Origin of the sequence: Pseudomonas sp. 10C3 (assembly GCF_036346185.1) — a bacterium.
Classification (GTDB): Bacteria; Pseudomonadota; Gammaproteobacteria; order Pseudomonadales; family Pseudomonadaceae; genus Aquipseudomonas.
On sequence record NZ_JASJVE010000003.1, the window covers coordinates 224881 to 246639 of the forward strand.

A 21759-nucleotide genomic window follows, 5' to 3' on the forward strand; every position below is an offset into this window, starting at 1 on the left:
AAACGCAATCCATTGTGGGAGTGGGCTTGTCCGCGAAGGCGTCCGTTCAGATGAAAAATGTCGGTCTGGCGAAATGAATCATTTCAATCCAACTCACCCATGACCCGACCGGCAAAGCCGAACACCCGGCGGTGGCCGGCCAGGTCGACCAGCTCCACATCCCGCGACTGGCCGGGCTCGAAGCGCACGGCGGTGCCAGCGGGGATGTTCAGGCGCATGCCACGGCTGGCCATCCGGTCGAAGGTCAGGGCGTCGTTGGTTTCGAAAAAGTGATAGTGCGAGCCCACCTGAATGGGCCGGTCACCGCTGTTGGCGACGTTCAGGTTGATCGTGCGACGGCCGGCATTGAGTTCGATATCGCCGGGCTGGATCTGGTATTCGCCAGGGATCATTCGGTCTTCCTCGCCAGAGTTTTGTAATAAATGGCTGTCGCTTTGTATTCACCGTCGGGGTTGCACGCGTAATCGGGCAACTTGCCGGCGCAGGTGTAGCCCAACGAGCGATAGAAGTTTTCAGCAGGCGAACCGGACTCGGTTTCCAGGTACAGCAGACCGCGCTTGTGTTGGTGCGCCGCCAACTCGACTGCCCCCATCAACTGTCCGCCCAACCCTCGCCGTTGCGCGACGCTGAGCACCAGCAGTTTTTGTACTTCGGCGCGATTCAGGCCGTTCTGTTTCTCGCACAGCGACAGTTGCACGCTGGCCAGCACCTGCTCTTCCTGAACGACTGCCCACAGCAGTAAGTTGCCTTTTTCCAGCGCTGCACGCACCCCGTCGAAATAGGTGTAGGCCTCACTGGCCGAGAGATTGGCCATGAACCCCACCGATGCGCCTTGCTTGACGGCGTCCAGCAGCAACTCGACCAGACCTTGGCGATAGTGGGCAAAGCTTTCGGCAGTGACGCGTCGTAACTGGGCGGCGTTCATGGCGGTGTTACTCCTGATGGGGTGCGGGAGCCGGGGCATCCGGTGACAGGTTCAGTTGCATAAAGGTCAGGTCCAGCCAGCGACCGAACTTGGTCCCGACCTGCGCCATCTGGCCTGTGACCGCGAAACCCAGGCGCTCGTGCAGGTGCACCGAGGCGGTATTACCGCTTTCGATAGCGGCGACCATCATGTGTTTGTCGCAGGCCTTTGCACGTTCGATCAGTGCCTGCATCAGTCGCGGGCCGAGGCCGTTACCACGTTGGTCGGCGCGCACGTAAACCGAATGCTCGACGGTATGCCGGAAGCCGTCGAACGGACGCCAGTCGCCGAACGAGGAGTAACCCAGTACCTCGTCAGCCGCATCGACTACCACCAAAATAGGGTAGCCCTGAGTCTGGCGAGCGTCGAACCAGGCCTTGCGATTGGCGAGATCGACTGCTTGTTCGTTCCAGATGGCCGTGGTGTTGAGCACGGCGTCGTTGTAGATATCGCGGATGCCGGCAAGGTCGGCTTCCACTGCGTCACGAATGAGGTATGTCATTACAGGGCTCGCAGGGTCAAAAATCAGACAATCGGTTGGTGTACGGTGACCAGCTTGGTGCCGTCAGGAAAGGTCGCTTCGACCTGGATCTCCGGGATCATTTCCGGGATACCTTCCATCACCTGTTCGCGGCTGAGCAGGGTGGTGCCGACATGCATCAGCTCGGCAACGGTTCTGCCATCACGGGCGCCTTCCAGCAGTGCGGCGGAGATGTAGGCCATGGCTTCCGGGTAATTGAGCTTTACCCCTCTGGCCAAACGCCGTTCGGCAACCAGACCGGCGGTGAATATCAGCAGTTTGTCTTTTTCGCGTGGTGTCAGGTCCATTGTTTAATCCGTTTCAAATGGGTCAGGCCGCCGCGATCCTGTAGGCGCTGGCTTGCCTGCAATCGGCCGCGAAGCGGTCGTGCTTTAAAATTGCGTGAAGATCCTGCATCAGGTGCTCCATATTCTAGGTGCAACCGCTTCGCGCCCGAGCAATGCCGGGCGCAGCAGCGTCCATAACTCGATCAGCCAGGCGCGTGCGTGCAGGGCTTCGTCAGCCAGGCAGCGGGCGACCAACAGGCCGGGCAATTGGGTCAGGTTACCGCGTACCGGGTTTTGCAGGTTGCGGCAGGTTTCCAGCAACTCACTGCTGGCCTCGCCGGTCATCAGCAGCGTGGCAAAAACCGGCTTGCCATCCAGGCCGATGGGCGAATCGAGCAGGCCATCGCCGCCTATGATTCGCTGGCGTTCGTGCCACAGCCATTGGCCATCGCGGCGAATATCCAGCTGCGATTGAAAATGGCCCAGGTCGAAACGCTCGCCACTGGCCGGGCGACCCAGCGCAACCATGTCCCAGTAGCACAGCCGCGCATCGCCTTGCAGCTCAATATGCGTGGTCAACTCGGCCTGGGCGGCGCTAAAGACGATGGTTTCCTGCGGCAGCCATTCCAGCGTGGCGCCCGCTTCAACGCGCAGTTCCAGCTGCTGGTATGCCGGGCTTGCGGCGCGGTACCACTTGGCGGCGCCGGGGCTGGTCAGTTGTGCCCACGCGTTTTTACCGACGGTGGCGCAAATATCGAGTCGATCCCCGCCGGCAATCCCGCCCGGAGGGTGAACAATGATGTGCTGACAGACCTGCGGACCTTCGGCATACAGGTGTTTTTGCACCCGTAGCGGGCCTTGATGCCGACGCATGACGGGCCGTGTGCTGTCACCGAAACGCCCATAGCCCAGCTCCAGCTCGGCATGCCAACTGGGGGTGAACAGCGCGGTGTGGGCAGGAAGGTTCATTCGTCGTTATGTGTATGAGGTATGCAGGGAGACCGCACCTTAGCGGATTGGCGCATCAAATTGTAACCAGACCACGAACCCCTTGCGTTTCCATGTCCTCGCCACGGCCTTGCTGGACGATTTCGCCACGGGACATCACCAGGTATTGATCGGCCAGCTCGGCAGCAAAGTCATAGAACTGCTCCACCAACAAAATCGCCATGTCCCCACGTGCCGAGAGCTGTTTGATCACCGCGCCGATCTCTTTGATCACCGAGGGCTGGATGCCTTCAGTCGGCTCATCGAGGATCAGCAGGCGAGGGCGACTGGCCAGCGCGCGGCCAATGGCCAGTTGCTGTTGCTGACCGCCGGACAGATCGCCGCCGCGTCGTTGTTTCATTTGCAGGAGCACCGGAAACAGCTCGTAGATAAATGCCGGGACTTCCTTGGCCTCGGAGCCAGGGAAACGTGACAGGCCCATGAGCAGGTTTTCTTCTACGGTCAGACGCCCGAAAATTTCCCTGCCCTGAGGTACGTAAGCGATGCCCGCGTGCACCCGTTGATGGGGTTTAAAACCGGTGATGACCTTGCCTTCCCATTGCACCACGCCTTCCTTGGAAGGCAGCAGCCCCATCAGGACTTTGAGCAGCGTGGTCTTGCCCACGCCGTTACGGCCGAGCAAGCACGTTACTTCTCCGATTTTCACGTCGAAAGACAGGCCGCGAAGGATATGGCTACCGCCGTAATACTGGTGGAGCTTGTCGACTTGCAGCATAGGTAAGTTCTCAAGCAAATAGATGTGCAGGAATGTGCGTTATCGCCCTAAATACACTTCAATCACCCGTTCATTCGTCTGCACATCGTCCAGCGACCCTTCAGCCAGTACGCTGCCTTGATGCAGGACGGTGACGTGATCGGCTATCGAACCGACGAAGCCCATGTCGTGCTCCACCACCATCAATGAGTGCTTGCCCGCCAGGCTTTTGAATAGCTCGGCGGTGAACTCGGTTTCGGCGTCGGTCATCCCTGCGACGGGTTCGTCGAGCAACAGCAATTGCGGGTCCTGGACCAGCAGCATGCCGATCTCCAGAAACTGCTTCTGACCGTGGGACAGCAGCCCCGCCGGACGATGCATCGAAGACGTCAGGCGGATGGTTTCCAGCACTTCATGGATACGGTCGCGCTGCTCGCCGGTCAGGCGTGCACGCAAGCTGGCCCACACGGATTTGTCCGTTTTCTGCGCCAGCTCCAGGTTTTCGAACACGCTCAAGGCTTCGAACACCGTTGGTTTCTGGAATTTACGGCCGATCCCCGATTGGGCAATCTGCACTTCACTCATCTGCGTCAGGTCCAGGGTCTCGCCGAACCAGGCCTTGCCGTGGCTTGGGCGAGTCTTGCCGGTGATCACGTCCATCAGCGTGGTTTTGCCCGCGCCGTTGGGACCGATGATGCAGCGCAGCTCGCCGACGCTGATGTACAGGTTCAAATTGTTCAACGCCTTGAAGCCATCGAAGCTGACGCTGATGTCTTCCAGGGTCAGGATCGTGCCGTGTCGCGTGTTAAGGCCTTCTTCGGCACGCTGGCCGAGGCCGATGGCATCCCGGCTGGTGCCCGCGTCTGAATTCGGATCGAGGATCGGTTCGAGCATGAAGGCGGGTGTCGGTGTGGTTTTCATTGCTCGCCCCTTTTCTTCAGCAGGCCAATCACGCCTTTGGGCAGGTACAACGTCACGCCAATAAACAGCGCACCGAGAAAGAACAGCCAGTACTCGGGGAAGGCCACGGTAAACCAGCTCTTCATGCCATTGACCAGTCCGGCGCCCAGCAGCGGGCCGATCAGCGTGCCACGTCCGCCCAAGGCGACCCAAACGGCCGCTTCAATGGAGTTGGTCGGCGACATTTCGCTGGGGTTGATGATGCCGACTTGCGGCACATATAGCGCCCCGGCCAGGCCGCACAGTACTGCGCTCAGGACCCAGACGAACAGCTTGAAACCGCGCGGGTCGTAGCCGCAGAACATCAGGCGGTTTTCGGCGTCACGCAGCGCGGTCAAGACCCGGCCGAATTTGCTTTGCGCCAGACGCCAGCCGACAAACAGGCTGCCCACCAGCAGGACCACGGTGGCCAGAAACAAGGTTGCCCGGGTGCCCTGCGAACTGATGCTGAAGCCCAGAATGCTGCGGAAGTTGGTGAAGCCGTTGTTGCCGCCGAAGCCGGTTTCGTTGCGAAAGAACAGGAGCATCCCGGCGAAGGTCAGGGCCTGGGTCATGATCGAGAAATACACGCCCTTGATCCGCGAGCGGAAGGCGAAGAAACCAAAGATCAACGCCAGTAAGCCGGGGGCCAAGACCACCAGGCACATGGCCCAGAGGAAGTGATTGGTCCCGGTCCAGTACCAGGGCAGTTCGGTCCATGACAAGAAGGTCATGAATGCAGGTAACTCATCGCCTGCCGCTTCGCGCATCAGGTACATGCCCATGGCATAACCGCCGAGGGCGAAGAACAGTCCGTGTCCCAGCGACAGCAGCCCGGCGTAACCCCAGACCAGGTCCAGCGCGACGGCAACGATGGCGTAGCACAGAATTTTGCCCACCAGCGTCAGGGTGTAAGCCGAGACATGCAGGCTGTTATCGGCTGGCAGTAACGACAACAGTGCCAGTGCGACCAGCAGCACGAGCACGACTGCGCAGAGGGCCAGGGTGATTTTCGGGCCGGCCTTTTGCGCGGCCGTCACCATAAGAGTCTGGTTCATCAGTCGATCACCCGTCCTTTGAGTGCGAAGAGCCCTTGCGGACGTTTCTGGATAAACAGAATGATCAGCGCCAGGATCAGGATCTTTCCGAGTACGGCGCCGATCTGCGGTTCGAGGATTTTGTTGGCGATGCCCAGCCCGAAGGCCGCCATCACACTACCGGCCAATTGACCGACCCCACCCAGCACCACGACCAGGAACGAGTCGATGATGTAGCTCTGGCCCAGGTCCGGGCCGACGTTGCCGATCTGACTCAAGGCCACGCCACCCAGGCCAGCGATGCCTGAACCAAGACCGAAGGCCATCATGTCGATGCGCCCGGTGGGCACGCCGCAGCAGGCGGCCATGTTGCGGTTCTGAGTGACGGCGCGCACGTTCAGACCCAGACGGGTCTTGTTCAGCAGCAGCCAGGTCAGGGCCACCACGAACAGCGCGAAGGCGATGATCACAATCCGGTTGTAGGGCAGCACCAGGTTGGGCAGTACTTGAATCCCGCCCGATAGCCATTCGGGGTTGGCGACTTCAACGTTCTGCGCGCCGAATACCAGGCGAACCATCTGGATCAGCATCAGGCTGATACCCCAGGTGGCGAGCAGGGTTTCCAAAGGTCGGCCATACAGATGGCGAATCACCGTGCGCTCTAGCGCCATGCCGATAACCGCCGTGACGAAGAACGCCACCGGCAGCGCGACCACTGGATAGAACTCCAATGCTCCTGGCGCATAACGCTGGAACATCAGCTGCACGACATAAGTGGAATAGGCCCCGAGCATCAGCATCTCGCCGTGAGCCATGTTGATCACGCCCAGCAGGCCGAAGGTGATCGCCAGTCCCAGCGCGGCCAACAACAGAATCGAGCCCAGCGACAGACCGCTGAATGCCTGACCGAGGATCTCGCCGATCAGCAGTTTGCGTTTGACTTGCGCCAGGCTGGTTTCGGCCGCCGTGCGCACACCCGCATCGGTTTCGACGGCGGGGTCGAGCAGGGTTTCCAAGCGTGTGCGGGCCAATGGGTCGCCGGTTTCACCCAGTAAGCGGACGGCTGCCAAGCGTACGGCCGGGTCGCCATCGACCAGTTGCAGATTGGCCAGCGCCAGGCTCAAGGCGGTGTGTACGTCGGCGTTGGTTTCGCTCGCAAGCTGCCGATCCAGGAATTTCAGTTGCGCCGGTTTCGCGCTTTTTTGCAGGTGTTGCGCGGCGCCCAGACGCAGCTTGGCGTCTGCGGCGAGTAATTGGTGACTGGCGAGGGCGGTGTCGACCAGCCCGCGCAGTCGGTTATTCAGACGGAGGGTTTTGGTTTCACCGTCGACGGTAATCTGACCTTGTTGCAGGCTATTGATCAACTCGACACGTGCCGGATCGGGCTGTGCGGCCCACGCTTGAAGCAATTTGGCTTGTTGCCCGGAATCGGCCGCAACGAAGTCGCCAGCATCACTGGCATGGGCTGCAAAGGGCAGCAGCAGCGCCACAGCGAGAATGAAGCGGTAAAAGGCAGTGGGCATATTGGTGTCTCACGTTCATCCACGGACTTTGTAGGAGCGAACTTGTTCGCGAAGGCCAGACAACGCGGTCGGTCAGGCACTCCGCGCCGCATGGCCTTCGCAGACAAGTCAGCTCCTGCAAGGCGAGCTGAATCAGGAATCAAACCGACTTAGTTGCTCTTCACTGCATAGTCCGGCTTCTTGTCGTTGCCAGGGATGTACGGGCTCCACGGTTGCGCGCGGATCGGTTCCTTGGTCTGCCAGACCACGTTGAACTGACCGTCGTCCTGGATTTCGCCGATCATTACCGGTTTGTGCAGGTGATGGTTGGTCTTGTCCATGGTCAGGGTGAAGCCCGACGGTGCGGCGAAAGTCTGGCCGGCCATCGCTTCGCGGACCTTGTCGACGTCGGTCGATTTGGCTTTCTCGACCGCTTGCGCCCACATGTGGATGCCGACATAAGTGGCTTCCATCGGGTCGTTGGTCACCGCTTTGTCAGCGCCCGGCAGGTTTTTCTTCTTGGCGTAGGCTTTCCAGTCCGCGACAAACTTGGTGTTGACCGGGTTCTGTACGGATTCGAAGTAGTTCCAGGCCGCGAGGTTGCCCACCAACGGCTTGGTGTCGATACCGCGCAGTTCTTCTTCGCCGACCGAGAACGCAACAACCGGCACGTCGGTGGCTTTCAGGCCTTGGTTGGCCAGCTCTTTATAGAACGGCACGTTGGAGTCGCCGTTGACCGTGGAGATCACAGCGGTCTTGCCACCGGCAGAGAATTTTTTGATGTTCGACACGATGGTCTGGTAATCGCTGTGGCCGAACGGGGTGTAAACCTCTTCGATATCTTTGTCGGCAACGCCTTTGGACTTGAGGAACGACCGCAGAATTTTGTTGGTGGTGCGTGGGTAGACGTAGTCAGTGCCCAGTAGGAAGAAGCGCTTGGCGCTGCCGCCTTCTTCGCCCATCAGGTATTCAACGGCCGGAATGGCTTGCTGGTTAGGCGCCGCACCGGTGTAGAAGACGTTAGGCGACATTTCTTCGCCTTCGTATTGCACAGGGTAGAACAGCAGGCCGTTGAGTTCTTCGAACACCGGTAATACCGATTTACGCGAGACCGACGTCCAGCAGCCGAAGACCACCGCGACCTTGTCCTGGGTCAGCAACTGACGGCCCTTTTCAGCGAACAGTGGCCAGTTGGAGGCCGGGTCGACAACCACGGCTTCAAGCATTTTGCCGTTGACGCCGCCCTTGGCGTTGATTTCGTCGATGGTCATCAACGCCATGTCTTTGAGTGAGGTCTCAGAGATCGCCATGGTGCCGGACAGTGAATGCAGGATGCCGACTTTGATCGTTTCGGCTGCCTGGATAGTCCAGGTCATGCCCATTGCGGCAATCGAGGCGGACAGGGTGAAAGCTTTGATCAGACTGCGACGCTTCATAGGACCATCTCCATTCACTTGGAATTTTTAGTAGGGCGAATCAGAACACCTGAAAGCTTCTTAGCAAAGGCTATGCCCAGCTCGGGAAATGGAGCATATGCGGGGGGTATGTCGGCTGAATATGGCAGGAGCGCACCACGATGGTGCCGGGAAAAACCCTTGGTGCGCAGTTGCGGGTACAAACAGTGCGTGATCTGGAGGGGATCTGATGGCCCGATGCCAAGGGAGAGCAGCCTGCAACAAGTGTTGCCTGCCATAGCAAAGTGGGCCCTGAAACCGGGCGGGGGAGGAACTCATCAAAATCCCTCCCGCCAGGTATCAGGGCCCACACCTGCAATCTAAGCCGTAGCGACGGATTTGGCAAAGCGCGAAAGAACTATCCGATCGAATAGGCACACCCCCACTAACGAAGCCCCCACCAGTGGAAACGCCACCCCCACGCCAATCATGATGATAATCGCGGTTTTCCAGCGTGGGAGGTCATGGCGCAGCGGCGGCACACCCAGGCCACCTTGCGGACGACGCTGCCACCAGATCACCAGCCCGCTGATGGCGCTGAGCAGCACCATCAGGCAAATCAGGAAAATGATGAGCTGGTTGATCCAGCCAAAGAACTTCCCTTCATGCAGCATTACCCCCATTTCCGTGGCGCGGGAAACCGTGCTGTAGTCCTTCCAGCCCACATCGGCCAGCACCTTGCCGGTGTACTGATCAATGTGCAGGGTGGCATCGTTGCGCGGGTCGTCGGCGAACACTGAGACGGTGAACACGCCATCGGCGGTGGCGGGTTGTGTGATGCTGTAGCCCGGCTCTATGCGATGCTCGGTAGCGATGTCGACGACCTGTTGCAGCGACAGCGTGGGCGCAGCGGGTGCCGACATGCCGCCGCCGTGAGCCATGTGTTCGGCATGGTCAGCGGACCGTGGCATTGGCGTGTTTTCCAGAGCCCAAGGAACGGTCTGGCGGGTCGCGGTATTGAGCTCACCGGCCTGTTTGTCGGACTTGGGGATATCGTTCCACATCGCCGCCGGGAAGGTGTTCCAGACATCGGCGAATTGCTTGCCCCAAAAGCCGGTCCAGGTCATGCCGCTGAGCAGCATCAACAGGCAGCAACAGGGCGCCCCAAAAACCGGTCACCGCATGCACGTCTCGCCACAGCACGCGCCCGCGACTCTTGAACCGCGGCCACAGCACGCCTGACCCGGACTTGCCCCTTGGCCACCACAGGTACAGGCCCGACACCACCAGCAGAATGCCCCAGCCCGCGGCCAGTTCAATCAGCCGGTCACCGACTTTGCCGATCATGAGTTCGCCATGCAGAGCACGGGCGATGGCCTGCACGTTATTCCTGGCATCCTGCTCGCCAAGAATATCCCCGCTATACGGGTCGATAAACACGTTCAGTTCGCGGCCTTCCTGCTGCATCACGAATTGCGCGCTGCCTTGGGCGTTCAACGGTGGCAGGTACTTGCTGACATACGCCTGCGGATAATCGACTTGCACCCACTGTTGCAGTACATCGGCACTGAGTCGATGCTGGCCTGGCGTCACGTACAGCAGATCGCTGTACATCACGGTGTCCAGTTGAGGCTTGAACAGATAAATCATCCCGGTCAGGGACAGTAGAATCATGAACGGTGCGACGAACAGGCCGGCATAGAAATGCCAGCGCCATGCAAGGTTGTAGAAGGAGACGTTTGATTTATTCATGTGTAGCGCTCCCGGCGACATCATTTACAACACGGTTCAGATGGAACAAAGGAGCAGGCATGCCCGCTCCTCTGGAGGCGCAGTGGTCTAGAAGCTCATGTCGACTTTGGTCCACAGCGTGCGGCCCGGTTCGTTGATCGACTGCGGGTTGTCTGAAGGGAAGCCAAAACCGGCGTTGCCGGCCAGGTTCAGGTGCTCGGCATAAGCTTTGTCCAGGAGGTTGTCGACGCCGGCACTGACCTTCAGGTGCTTGTTGATCCGGTAGGCGCCATTCAGCGAGAACACGCCAAACCCTGAGCTGTCACCGAGGTCTTTGCCGACCACGTTGCCTTTGTTCAGGTCGACCCGGGTCTGCGCGCTGACCACTCGCCACAAAGCTCCGGCACTCCAGGCGTCGCGGCTGTAGCTGAGGCCCAGACGGGTCTCCAGTGGCGGCATTTGCGGCAGGGCCGTGCCGTCGCTACTGTTCTTGCCCCAGGCGTAGGCCAGGGTCGCATCGGTTTTCCAGTTGGAAGTCAGCTGGTACGCCGCGCCCAGTTCGCCGCCCATGATCCTGGCGTCGATGTTCTCGGCCTGAGAGGTCGTGCCCATCATGCCGGTGGTGTAGTTGAACAGAATGTAATCACGGACCTGACCGACATAACCCGACGCCCAGGCCTGCAAGTCGTCATGTTGGTATTGCACGCCGAAATCCAGTTGCGTGGTTTTTTCCGGCTTGATCGCATCGAAGGCATTGAGTGATCCGGCCGGGCCTGAGGAGGGGGAAAACAATTCCCAATAGTCCGGAAAGCGCTGCACATGGCCCAGGCCGACGTAGAGCGTGGCAGGCGCTGCGGCAAGGTCGTGCTCATAACGCACAAAGCCACTGGGCAGGGTGTCGGCGCGGGTTTCGTTGGCCGTGGGGTTCGCCTTGGCCGTCATTCCCGAACCGCTGCTTTTCCGGTAATCCTTGGCCGAGGCACGGTCCAGGCGCGCCCCTGTGATCAGTCGATTATCCTGCGCGACGTACCACGTCAGTTCGCTGAATACCCCGTAGTTGTGGAAGTCTGCATCCTTGGTCCACGGCAGCTCCTTATAGACGTCGATACCCATAGCGCTGCGCTGGCGGTGCTCGTTGGTCTGCGCATCAATGCCACTGATCAACTGCACGTCGGCCCAGCGCCACGTGGCCTTGATTCGCGCGCCCAGGGTTCGGCGATCCACGTTCGATGCCATTGGCCCGGCCATCATCCCGGTGCCAGACGGCGTGCGCAGGCTATAGTTGTCCATCACATGGTCGGCGTAGTTGTAGTAGACCTGCGCCTCAACCTTGTCCAGAACATCGCCGATATTGGACTTCTCGAAACGCAGCCCCAGGCTCTCGCGCTTGAACTGCGAACCGTCCATGCCGCGCCCAGCATAACGGGCTTCACCGTCACCTTTGCCCGCCGTCAACTCCACCAGCGTGTCAGCGTCCGGTGTCCAACCCAGCGCGACATCGCCGTTCCACTTGTCCCAGCGCGACGGCACGGTATTACCATTGCCGTCCTTGTAATCGTCGGAGTGGGACTGGTTGCCGATCACCCTCGCGTAACCCAATTCACCGCCGGCTGCGGCGTCTATCAGCTTGTCGAAACGGCCATTGGATCCGGCCAGTACGCTGGCGTTGACCCGGCTGCCCAGCTCACCGAATTTCTCGGGGTCACGTTCGAACAGCACTGTGCCCGCCGAAGCGCCTGGCCCCCAGAGCACGGTCTGCGGACCCTTGATCACGGTCAGGCGGTCAAAGGTTTCCGGGGAAATATACGACGTGGGCGCGTCCATCCGGTTTGGGCAGGCGCCCAGCATCATGCCGCCGTTGGTGAGGATGTTCAGGCGTGAGCCGAACATCCCGCGCAGCACCGGATCGCCATTGGTCCCGCCCGCACGAATGGCGGTAAAACCGGGAATGGTTTTCAGGTAATCCGCTCCGTCGCTGGCCGGAACCGGCTGCCGCGGATCTTTGGGGTTGGTCACTATCGTCAGCGGCGAGCTGGGGGCGATGGCCGTGATCACCGTCGGGCTGATCTCGGTGGCGTCTTGCTGAGGTTCATCAAGGGTCGGCAGTGCAAACGCCAGAGGTGTGAGCATGCAACCGCACAGTACGGCGACTGCGTGCTTCATGCGCAGTTGAGGTTCGTTCAGGGTAAAGCGGGGAGCCACTCGCATCGTAGACAGGCGAGTCTTGGCAGTGGAGCTGGACATAAGCGTTCCATCATCAATCAGTCAGGATCGTCACTCCCTGCAACCGCTTCAGGCGGTGCATGCAGGTGTGAACAATAAGGGTGTCAGAGCAGGACTGAAGAGGGTGGCGCGCGGGTGCGGGCGTTGGGGAAGGTGGTCTGCCGCGCATAACCCTGGCGGGCTGCAGCGGTAAAGAAGCCTGTCGGTTTTGGCGGGGTAGCGGCGATAAAGGCCAGAGCTTGCGGCAGTGCCGGGCAACTGAACAGCAGTGTGCAATAACCGCACTTGGCCCATATGACGTGATCGGTCGCGACCGAGGGTGTGGCCTGTTCTGCGCTGTGGCAGGCGGGGGTGTCTGCCGTCATGTCCATGGACGCGGACATCGGCATCGACATACCGGCGTGCGGATCCATCGGCATCGCTTGGGAGATCAGCGGGCCGATAAAGATCATCAACATGGCGAACAGGCTCAGCCATGCGCCTCGCGTCCCGTTGGGGCGAGGCTGCACGGAGGACCTGAAGCCTGGTGAGCGCCTGTGGTTCAACGCAGGTCAGTCAGTTACTGCATGTGCATATTCATGGGCATGGAGTCGGTATTCTCGTCCGGTGCGTGCTTTTGCACCGCAACCTCGACCGTTACGTCACCGGCTTTTTCGAAATGCAGCGTCAGCGGGAAACGTTGGCCGTCGACGAGCGTCGACTTATCTTTAAGCCCGAGCAGCATGACGTGATAGCCCATGGGCGCAAACGCCACCTCGCCACCAGCGGGGATGTCGACGCTCTGAACCTGCTGCATCTTCATCAAACCGTTCTGATGCTGGTGTTCATGCAGCTCGGCTTTGCCGGCCACGGGCGTGTCGACACTGAGCAGGCGATCGGGGTTTTTACCGTTGTTGTGCACGACGAAATACGCGGCCACGGTGGGTGCGTTGGGCGGTAATTCCATGGACCACGGATGAGCGATGTGCAATTCGCCGACGGCGTATTCGTGGGCATTGGCAAAGCAGGCAGGCAGCAACAGTGCGGCCACAACAAGGATCTTCTTGATCATGGTAATTCTCCAGCGGGATCGATTCCGATGCACCCAGCCTCATGAGGCTATGGCGCTGATTCAACGGCTCGGATCAAACCAGCGGAGAAGCACGCGGATTGAGGCTCGGCCATTGCTGGCGTGGGGACAGCGGGGCAGGGGAATGAATCGAAAGGGTTTTTCGCGTTTCAAGCTGAGAGGCATACCACGCGGCAAAGCTGGCAGGGATTGCCACCAGCGGTGCGGACCCACTGCAGCACCAGCAATGCGGCATGGTCGAGTGATCATCGTTGTGCGGCGCACTGTGATCGGCCTTGCCCAACGAAATCGCCACCAGCTTAGTGCCGCTGGCCGTACAGAAACTGCCCCACAACACTTGCTCGCTGGCCGTCTTTGGCGCCGCCCCGGAAAGCGGCATGGCAAGCATGTTGAACAGCACTGCAAAGCAGGCAATCCAGGCAAATGCCATCCGACGTTGGGACATGGGAGGTGCTTTCCGTGTCAGTAAGCGATTAATGGCGCTATTTAGCCTGAATGAACGGGATAAGTAAAAGAAGCGAGTGTGGTGTGATGCCGCAGTGACTGACATCGATCCTGCGACCCCTTCGCGGTCGATCGCAGGCAATAGAACCTTGGCGCCTCTCAAACTGTAGGCGCTGCCGAAGGCTGCGATAAGGTCGGAACGACCTTCAAATGCGCTCTAACCTTTACAAAAAATGGTGCTCATCCAACGCTGACAGCAATTGGCTGACATCTAAAAACTCCCGATCCACCCCCGGCAACTCCGGCCTGCGCAGTATCAACACCGGCACCCCTCGCTCCCGCGCCACCTCCAGCTTCGGCTCTGTGGCGCTGCTGCCGCTGTTTTTGCTGATCAGGACGTCGATATGCCGACGTTCGAACAAGGCGCGTTCGTCGTCCAGCACAAAGGGCCCGCGGGCGCCGATCACTTCGCAGCGTTCGTTGCCTGGGTAGTCGTCCAGGGCGCGCAAGGTCCAGAACTGGTGGCCGGGGATTTCGTGCAGGTGCTGCAAGGGTTCGCGACCGAGGGTGAATAGCGGCCGTGTGAAGGGTTCGAGAGCGGCGATCAGTTCGGCCCAGTCGCCGACTTCGCGCCAGTCATCGTCAGGTTGTGCCGCCCAGGCCGGGCGTCGCAATGCCCAGCAGGGGACTCCGCTGAGGTGCGCGGCGGTCACGGCATTTTGGCTGATTTGCGCCGCGTAGGGATGCGTCGCGTCCAGCAGCAAATCGATGCGTTCAGCGCGAATGAACTGCGCCAGACCATCAGCCCCGCCGTAGCCACCGACCCGCACCCGGCACGCCAGATCAGTCGGCACCCGACCCACGCCCGCCAGGCTGTAGATATGCTGCGGCCCCAGTCGACGCGCGATGGCAAGGGCCTCGGTGACGCCGCCGAGCAATAGCAGACGCTTCATTCGCAGCCTCCTGCCTGACCGACGATCCCGCCTTGGCGGTCGATGGCAAACACTTCCACGTGAACCTGTGCCGGCACCACACTGCGGGCAAACGCTCGGGCATGACGGCATACCTCATCGCCCAGGGCGATACCGGCCGCGCTGGCCATCGCCAACGCTTGCTGGCTGGTGTTGGCCTCGCGGATGGCCTGTTGCAGCGTCGCATCGGCACCGAGGGTCGCGGCCCACTTGGCCAGTTGTGGCAGGTCGATGCTGGAATGACGGCTGTGCAGGTCCATGTGGCCGGCCGCCAGCTTACTGATTTTGCCGAAGCCGCCGCAAATGCTCAATTTATCCACAGGCACCTTGCGCAGATGCTTGAGCACCGCGCCGACAAAGTCGCCCATCTCGATCAAGGCGATTTCCGGCAGGTTGTAGACCCGGCGCATGGTGTCTTCGCTGGCGTTGCCGGTGCAGGCGGCGATGTGCAGATAACCATTGGTTTTGGCGACGTCGATGCCTTGATGGATGGATGCGATATACGCCGCGCAGGAAAACGGTCGGACAATGCCGCTGGTGCCGAGGATCGACAGGCCACCGAGAATGCCCAAGCGCGGGTTCATGGTTTTCAACGCCAGTGCTTCGCCGCCTTCGACACACAGGGTGACTTCGAAACCACCGGTGTACCCGGTCTTATCAGCCAGCTGCAGCAAATGTTCGCTGATCATCTTGCGCGGCACCGGATTGATCGCGGGCTCACCCACATTCAACACCAGGCCGGGCCGGGTAACGGTGCCCACACCGGGGCCCGCGACGAATTGCACGCCGGTTTCGGTCGTCAGTCGCACCCGTGAAAATACCAGCGCGCCATGGGTGACATCCGGGTCGTCGCCGGCATCCTTGATCGTGCCCGCTTCAGCGCCATCGGCAAACGGTCGGCAGAACTCCAGGCGCATCTGCACCTGCCTGCCTTTGGGCAAGACGATTTCCACTGCGTCGCTCACCTCGCCGTCGAGTAATAAACGGGCCGCCGCCAGGCAGGTGGCTGTCGCGCAACTACCGGTGGTGTAGCCACTGCGCAAGGGAGCGGGCTGTTCGGCGGTTTCGGCGCGCATCAGGGTTTGATCGCTTCAAGCAGGGTGATGGGCAGGGCCTGGCGCCAGGTATCGAATTCGCCCAGTGGCTTGGCGTGGGCGATATGGATGCGGGTCAGTTCACCGCCGTGCTGTTCACGCCAGTTGATCAGCGCGGTCTCGCTTTGCAGGGTCACGGCGTTGGCCACCAGTCGTCCGCCAGAGCGCAGCTGTTGCCAGCAGGTGTCGAGTACGCCGGGACGCGTGACGCCGCCGCCAATGAAAATCGCATCGGGCGCTTCCAGACCTTGCAGCGCCTGAGGTGCCCGACCGCGAATCAATTGCAGGCCCGGCACGCCCAACGCGTCGCGGTTGTGCTCGATCAGTAACTGGCGACCCTCGTCGGCTTCGACCGCCAGAGCATGGCAGCTTGGGTGCGCGCGCATCCATTCGATGCCGATAGAGCCGCAACCCGCGCCCACGTCCCACAGCAGTTCACCGGGTGCCGGGGCCAGGCGGGCGAGGGTGATGGCGCGTACATCGCGTTTGGTCAGTTGACCGTCATGTTCAAAGGCACTGTCCGCCAGCCCGGCCAGCAGGGACAGGCGTGGCGCACCGGGTTCAGCACGGCATTCGATGGCGACCAGATTCAGCGCCGCAATCGGCAGGTCTACCCACTCACTGGCGATGCCTTCGACCCGGCGTTCAGCGTCTCCGCCCAAATGCTCCAGCACGGTCATCCGGCTCGGGCCGAAGCCACGGGCGCGCAACAGCTCGGCGATGGCGGCGGGGCTGCTGCCGTCGTTGCTCAGCACCAACAGGCGCAAACCGTTATGCAACTGCGCGTTCAACGCCGCCAGCGGTCGGGCGACCACCGACAAGGTGACCACATCCTGCAATGGCCAACCCAAGCACGCAGCGGCCAACGAATAAGACGAAGGCGCAGGCAGCACGCGCATTTCATCGACACTGACCTGTCGCGCCAGGCTGGCGCCCACGCCAAACAACATGGGGTCGCCACTGGCCAGCACGCAAATCGGCGTGCCGCGCTGCTCAAGCACCGGACTCAGGGAAAACGGGCTGGGCCACGGGCTGCGCTCGGCACGAATGCAGGCGGGCAGCAGATCAAGCTGGCGCTGCCCCCCAAACACCTGCCCAGCTTGCAGCAGTGCACGGCGAGCCGTCTTGCCCAAGCCTTTGAAGCCGTCCTCACCGATTCCCACGACTGTCAGCCACGGCGACATGTACATTCCTCAGCCCACTAATGAGTACTTCCGACAGACCGGCTTTTCATGCCTGCGGACAAAGCAGGCATAATACCGCGCCCAATGGGCTATAGCGCCTTTTCAAATTCTGCCGGGTGACCCATTGAACGAGCCAATGCCTGCTCGCACGACCTCAATCTCTTTACGCCCCTCGGCTTGTCCGGGGTTGTTGCGCATCGTCCCGGCGCTGGACGGCGGCATTTGCCGGATCAAGCTGGCGGGCGGGTCGATCACGGTCGCCCAGGCGTGCGCGGTGGCCGATGCGGCGCAGCGTTATGCCGGGGGCGTGATCGAGGCGACGAACCGCGCGAACCTGCAGATTCGCGGGGTCGGTGCCGATCAGGACGGTTTGATCGCGATCCTATTGGACGCAGGACTGGGGCCGACCACTGCCGCAAGCGACGATGTGCGCAACCTGATGCTCAGCCCGACGGCAGGCATCGACCCGCAGCAGTTGTTCGACAGCCGGCCGTTGGCCGCGCAGATTCTAGGCACCCTGGAGAACGCGCCTCGTTTCCATGACCTGTCGCCTAAATTTGCCCTGTCGCTGGATGGCGGCGAAGCACTGGCGATGCTCGAGCATCCCCATGATATGTGGTTGTCTGCACGGATGATCGACGACGACGTCTTGATGGCGTTCGGCCTGGCCGGTTGCCCTGCCGAGGATGCGCCGTTGGCCGCTGTGCCGCTGAGTCATGCTCATGAATTGGTGGTGGCGGTGCTGGACGCGTTCCTTGAGCTGGCGCGACCTGAGCAGACGCGCATGCGCCATCTGTTGGCTGAAATGTCGACCGAGGCGTTTCTTCAGGCGGTGGCCAAGCGCATGACTGTTGATTTCTGTAGGAGCCAACGTGTTGGCGAATGGCTTGACACGGTTTGCCTGACACACCGCCTCGCGAGCAAGCTCGCTCCTACAGGGGGCCAATTGCAGTCCCCTGCGAATCGGCATCTTGGCATTTATTCACAGGACGTGGCCGGTCTGGTGGCCGTCGGTGGTGCTGCGCCACTGGGGCGACTTGGCTCGTCGATGTTGCGCGCGGTCGCGCAATTGGCGGCCGAATGGGGCGACGGAACGTTGCGCCTGACACCCTGGCAGAGCCTGTTACTGCCTAACGTTCGCCGTGACCACGCGGCGAACGTGCTGACGGGGCTGCAGGCCGCCGGGTTGATCTGCTCGCCCGAACAACCGTTGGCCCACTTGATCGCCTGCACCGGCTCGGCGGGCTGTGGCAAAGGATTGGCCGACACCAAGGCAGATGCCCTGCTGCTGGCCGCCCGACTCGAACACCTCGACCTGAAACTGGCGGTGCACCTGACGGGCTGTTCGCGTTCATGCGCGGCAGCCCATGTCGCCCCGGTGACCTTGTTGGCGGTGTCCGCCGGCCATTACGACCTCTATTTTCGCGACGCGCAGCAACCGGGTTTCGGTAGCTTGCGCGCGCGTGACCTCACTATTGAAGCAGTCGGCACGCTGTTAGCCGCCGACTCACGGAGCAGCACCGATGATTGATTACATCCGCGACGGTCAGGAGATCTATCGCAACTCCTTCTCGATCATTCGCGCCGAGGCTCGGCTTGATCAAATCCCTGCCGACCTGGAAAAACTCGCGGTGCGGGTGATCCATGCGTGTGGGATGGTCGAGGTCATCGAAGACCTGCGCTTCTCCCCCGGTGCTGGCACGGCCGGGCGCAATGCGCTGGCCGCCGGTGCGCCGATTCTGTGCGATGCGCGCATGGTGTCCGAAGGCGTGACCCGCACGCGCTTGCCCGCCAACAATCAGGTGATTTGCACCCTTAAAGACGAAGGCGTGCCGGAGTTGGCCCGCGAGCTGGGCAATACTCGCTCTGCCGCCGCGCTGGAACTGTGGCGCCCGTACCTGGAAGGCAGCGTCGTGGTGATTGGCAATGCGCCAACTGCGTTGTTCTACCTGCTGGAAATGCTCGATGCCGGAGCACCTAAACCGGCATTGATCCTCGGCTTCCCGGTTGGTTTCGTTGGCGCTGCAGAGTCCAAGGCAATGCTCGCGGCGAACAGCCGGGGTGTGCCGTTTGTGATCATGCAGGGTCGTCGTGGCGGCAGCGCCATGGCTGCGGCTGCGGTCAATGCATTAGCGACGGAGATCGAATGATGCAGCAACCCGGTCGTTTGATTGGCTTGGGCGTCGGCCCCGGCGATCCTGAGCTGATTACTGTCAAAGCCCTGCGCCTGTTGCGTGAGTCGCCAGTGGTCGCGTACTTCGTCGCCAAGGGCAAGAAGGGCAACGCGTTCGGCATCATCGAAGCCCATTTGCAAGACGCGCAGACCCTGTTGCCGCTGGTGTACCCGGTGACCACCGAAGCCTTGCCTGCACCGTTGTCCTACGAGCAAGTGATCAGCGATTTCTACGATGACGCCAGTGAGGCACTGGCCGCGCATCTGGACGCGGGGCGCGATGTTGCGGTGATCTGTGAAGGCGATCCGTTCTTCTACGGCTCGTATATGTACCTGCACGACCGCCTCGCCGAGCGTTATGAAGCCGAAGTGGTGCCGGGCGTCTGCTCAATGCTCGGTGGTGCTTCGGTGCTGGGCGCGCCGCTGGTGTACCGCAATCAAAGCCTGTCGGTGCTGTCTGGTGTATTGCCCCACGACGAGCTCAAACGTCGTCTGGCCGATGCCGATGCGGCGGTGATCATGAAGCTGGGGCGCAACTTCCCCAAAGTCCGGCAAGTACTGGAAGAGCTGGGCATGGCGGACCGCGCGTTGTATGTCGAGCGCGCAACCATGTCCAATCAGAAGATCGTGGCGCTGGACCAGGTCGAGCCAATGTCTTCACCGTATTTCTCCCTGATCATTGTTCCGGGCGAAAGGTGGCAAGGCTGATGATTGTTAAAACACCCGCCATCGTCATTCTGGGCAATGGCAGCCTGGCGACGGCACGCCGCATTCAACAGCTTTTTCCGGATGCCTTGATCCATGGTCTGGCGGCACGGGTTGAAGGTGCCGATCTGACGTACACCGAGTTTGGCGCCACGTTGCGTCAGCTCTATCAGCAGGACACACCGATCATTGCCTTGTGTGCTGCCGGCATCGTGATCCGGACGCTAGCGCCCCTGCTCCTGGAAAAAGGCGTTGAGCCACCCGTGCTGGCCGTGGCTGAGGACGGCAGTGCAGTCGTGCCATTGTTGGGCGGGCTGGGCGGGGTCAACGTCATGGCCCGTGAGATTGCTGCAGGACTGGGGATCGCTGCAGCGATCACCACCAGCGGCGAGTTGCGTTTCGGCACCTGTCTGCTCAATCCACCGAGCGGTTACGCGCTAGGCGATCTGGAGTTGGGCAAACGATTTGTCTCCGACTTATTGTCCGGGCAACACGTGCGGATCGAAGGTGCCGCGCCATGGCTCGCGCAAGCGCAGTTGCCTGAAGATGAGCACGCACAGCTGGCGATTCATGTCGGTTGCGCCGAACGCGAGCCGGCGGCCAACGAGCTGCTGATCTACCCGCGCAGTGTATTGGTGGCTGTCAGCGCGACCGTGCCGGATCTGGTGAATGCTGTGCGCGCCGCTTTGCACAACGCCGGGATTGCCGTTCAGGCGCTGGCCTGCTTGCTGGCGTCCGACCGTGAGATGGCCAACCCTGCGCTACGTGAAGCCGCATGGGCGCTGGGCGTGCCGCTGCGGTTTGCTTCAACAGCAGCGGAGGCTGAAGTCAGCGAGTTGGCGCAACAGGCCGTGCCACAGCTACTGCCCCCCATCAGTGTGGGCAGTGGCATCGCCATTGCTGTCGCCGCGCAGCCGTTGGATGTGCAGCAGATCGGTCGTGGACGCGGGCGTCTGGCGGTTATCGGCCTTGGCCCTGGCGCTGCCGAACTGATGGTGCCAGCGGTCAAAGCCGAACTGGCGCGGGCCAACGATGTGCTGGGTTACGAAACCTACGTGCGCATGGCCGGGCCGTTCCGTGCCGATCAAGTGCTGCACTGCACCGACAATCGCGAAGAAATGCAGCGCGCCCGACACGCCTTCGAACTCGCGGCACAAGGACGCTCGGTGGTCGTGGTGTCGTCGGGTGATCCTGGCGTGTTCGCCATGGCCTCGGCCGTACTTGAAGCACTGCATGAGTCGAGCAACGCCAATTGGCACGCCGTTGAACTGGAAATACTGCCTGGGGTGTCCGCCTCGCTGGCCACTGCCGCCCAGGCGGGCGCACCGTTGGGCCATGACTTCTGCGTGATGTCGCTGTCGGACAACCTCAAGCCATGGGACGTGATTGAAAAACGTCTGGATCTGGCGTCTCAGGCCGATCTGGCGCTGGCGTTCTACAACCCCATTTCCCGCTCTCGCCCCTGGCAATTGGGGCGAGCGCTGGAAATCGTCCGCCAACATCGCACCCCGGAAACCCCTGTCACTCTGGGCCGTGATATCGGCCGTCCAGGGCAAACACTGCGTGTCATCACCTTGGGCGAATTGACCCCGGACCAAGTGGACATGCGCACCATGGTCCTGATCGGTTCGTCGACGACCTGCACCTTCCCCCGTGCCGATGGCGGCAGTTGGGTCTATACGCCGCGATGGTATGGCGTGAAGCCGAGCGGTTGAGTCAACGTCGTCAATATGGGTATTTAGTTCGTAAGACAAGTCTCTGGTTCTGTGGGCTTACGTCGAAGTTATAAAGGCGAAAGTCCACGAATGGCTGTTGAAAAT

General features: G+C 61.1%; 21 protein-coding genes and 1 pseudogene. 4 read left to right on the top strand and 18 right to left on the bottom strand.

The window, feature by feature from the left end; translation table 11 throughout:
- Positions 1–83: 83 nt before the first annotated feature.
- From QN399_RS04365 to cbiE, 18 genes and pseudogenes are all read right to left on the bottom strand, one after another.
- Positions 84–392 (bottom strand): urease subunit beta, encoded by a 309-nt coding sequence (locus QN399_RS04365; protein WP_322177617.1) that lies wholly within the window; start codon positions 390–392, stop codon positions 84–86.
- On the bottom strand, positions 389–925 hold the full coding sequence (locus QN399_RS04370) for a GNAT family N-acetyltransferase (protein WP_322177618.1): 537 nt from the start codon (positions 923–925) through the stop codon (positions 389–391). The genes QN399_RS04365 and QN399_RS04370 overlap by 4 nt, the downstream gene beginning before the upstream one ends.
- A gap of 7 nt (positions 926–932) precedes the next feature.
- Entirely contained in the window at positions 933–1466 is a 534-nt protein-coding gene (locus QN399_RS04375; protein WP_322177619.1) for an N-acetyltransferase family protein, read from the bottom strand.
- 23 nt (positions 1467–1489) lie between these two features.
- Positions 1490–1792 carry an urease subunit gamma gene (ureA, locus tag QN399_RS04380; protein ID WP_322177620.1) on the bottom strand — a complete coding sequence of 101 codons (303 nt, stop codon included), beginning with the start codon at positions 1790–1792 and terminating at the stop codon, positions 1490–1492.
- A 108-nt stretch (positions 1793–1900) separates the two neighbouring features.
- Complete coding sequence (locus tag QN399_RS04385) at positions 1901–2740, bottom strand: urease accessory protein UreD (RefSeq protein ID WP_322177621.1); 840 nt, start codon at positions 2738–2740, stop codon at positions 1901–1903.
- Positions 2741–2795: 55 nt separating this feature from the next.
- Positions 2796–3494 (bottom strand): urea ABC transporter ATP-binding subunit UrtE, encoded by a 699-nt coding sequence (gene urtE / locus QN399_RS04390; RefSeq protein WP_322177622.1) that lies wholly within the window; start codon positions 3492–3494, stop codon positions 2796–2798.
- 39 nt (positions 3495–3533) lie between these two features.
- Complete coding sequence (urtD, locus tag QN399_RS04395) at positions 3534–4394, bottom strand: urea ABC transporter ATP-binding protein UrtD (RefSeq protein ID WP_322177623.1); 861 nt, start codon at positions 4392–4394, stop codon at positions 3534–3536.
- Positions 4391–5470 (bottom strand): urea ABC transporter permease subunit UrtC, encoded by a 1080-nt coding sequence (gene urtC / locus QN399_RS04400; RefSeq protein ID WP_330200599.1) that lies wholly within the window; start codon positions 5468–5470, stop codon positions 4391–4393. The genes urtD and urtC overlap by 4 nt, the downstream gene beginning before the upstream one ends.
- Entirely contained in the window at positions 5470–6972 is a 1503-nt protein-coding gene (gene urtB, locus QN399_RS04405; RefSeq protein WP_330200600.1) for an urea ABC transporter permease subunit UrtB, read from the bottom strand. Before urtB ends, urtC begins: the two co-directional genes overlap by 1 nt.
- 149 nt (positions 6973–7121) lie before the next feature.
- A complete protein-coding gene (gene urtA, locus QN399_RS04410; RefSeq protein ID WP_219062494.1) occupies positions 7122–8387 on the bottom strand; it encodes an urea ABC transporter substrate-binding protein in 1266 nt (421 codons plus the stop codon).
- Between the two features lie 338 nt (positions 8388–8725).
- Positions 8726–10097: pseudogene (locus QN399_RS04415) on the bottom strand (PepSY-associated TM helix domain-containing protein).
- Between the two features lie 87 nt (positions 10098–10184).
- A complete protein-coding gene (locus QN399_RS04420) occupies positions 10185–12320 on the bottom strand; it encodes a TonB-dependent copper receptor (protein WP_330200601.1) in 2136 nt (711 codons plus the stop codon).
- An 83-nt stretch (positions 12321–12403) separates the two neighbouring features.
- Positions 12404–12808: a DUF2946 domain-containing protein gene (locus tag QN399_RS04425; protein ID WP_330200602.1), complete on the bottom strand. Its 405-nt coding sequence runs from the start codon at positions 12806–12808 to the stop codon at positions 12404–12406.
- A 50-nt stretch (positions 12809–12858) separates the two neighbouring features.
- Positions 12859–13350, bottom strand: coding sequence for a copper chaperone PCu(A)C (locus tag QN399_RS04430; RefSeq protein WP_322177629.1), 492 nt, complete (start codon positions 13348–13350; stop codon positions 12859–12861).
- A 73-nt stretch (positions 13351–13423) separates the two neighbouring features.
- Positions 13424–13813, bottom strand: coding sequence for a DUF2946 domain-containing protein (locus QN399_RS04435; RefSeq protein ID WP_330200603.1), 390 nt, complete (start codon positions 13811–13813; stop codon positions 13424–13426).
- Between the two features lie 223 nt (positions 13814–14036).
- The gene (locus QN399_RS04440) at positions 14037–14765 is read right to left on the bottom strand and encodes a cobalt-precorrin-6A reductase (protein WP_322177631.1); all 729 of its coding nucleotides are present in this window, start codon (positions 14763–14765) and stop codon (positions 14037–14039) included.
- Entirely contained in the window at positions 14762–15859 is a 1098-nt protein-coding gene (locus QN399_RS04445) for a cobalt-precorrin-5B (C(1))-methyltransferase (RefSeq protein ID WP_322177632.1), read from the bottom strand. The genes QN399_RS04440 and QN399_RS04445 overlap by 4 nt, the downstream gene beginning before the upstream one ends.
- Positions 15859–17061 carry a precorrin-6y C5,15-methyltransferase (decarboxylating) subunit CbiE gene (gene cbiE, locus QN399_RS04450; protein ID WP_322177633.1) on the bottom strand — a complete coding sequence of 401 codons (1203 nt, stop codon included), beginning with the start codon at positions 17059–17061 and terminating at the stop codon, positions 15859–15861. The genes QN399_RS04445 and cbiE overlap by 1 nt, the downstream gene beginning before the upstream one ends.
- A 124-nt stretch (positions 17062–17185) precedes the next feature.
- On the opposite strand from cbiE, the gene cobG reads away from it, so the two are divergent.
- From cobG to cobJ, 4 genes are read left to right on the top strand one after another with little or no spacing between them, the layout of a single operon-like run.
- The gene (gene cobG, locus QN399_RS04455) at positions 17186–18592 is read left to right on the top strand and encodes a precorrin-3B synthase (protein WP_330200604.1); all 1407 of its coding nucleotides are present in this window, start codon (positions 17186–17188) and stop codon (positions 18590–18592) included.
- A complete protein-coding gene (locus QN399_RS04460; RefSeq protein ID WP_330200605.1) occupies positions 18585–19211 on the top strand; it encodes a precorrin-8X methylmutase in 627 nt (208 codons plus the stop codon). The genes cobG and QN399_RS04460 overlap by 8 nt, the downstream gene beginning before the upstream one ends.
- Positions 19211–19942 (top strand): precorrin-2 C(20)-methyltransferase, encoded by a 732-nt coding sequence (locus QN399_RS04465; RefSeq protein ID WP_322183008.1) that lies wholly within the window; start codon positions 19211–19213, stop codon positions 19940–19942. The genes QN399_RS04460 and QN399_RS04465 overlap by 1 nt, the downstream gene beginning before the upstream one ends.
- Complete coding sequence (gene cobJ, locus QN399_RS04470; RefSeq protein WP_322177636.1) at positions 19942–21654, top strand: precorrin-3B C(17)-methyltransferase; 1713 nt, start codon at positions 19942–19944, stop codon at positions 21652–21654. The genes QN399_RS04465 and cobJ overlap by 1 nt, the downstream gene beginning before the upstream one ends.
- Positions 21655–21759 lie beyond the last annotated feature (105 nt).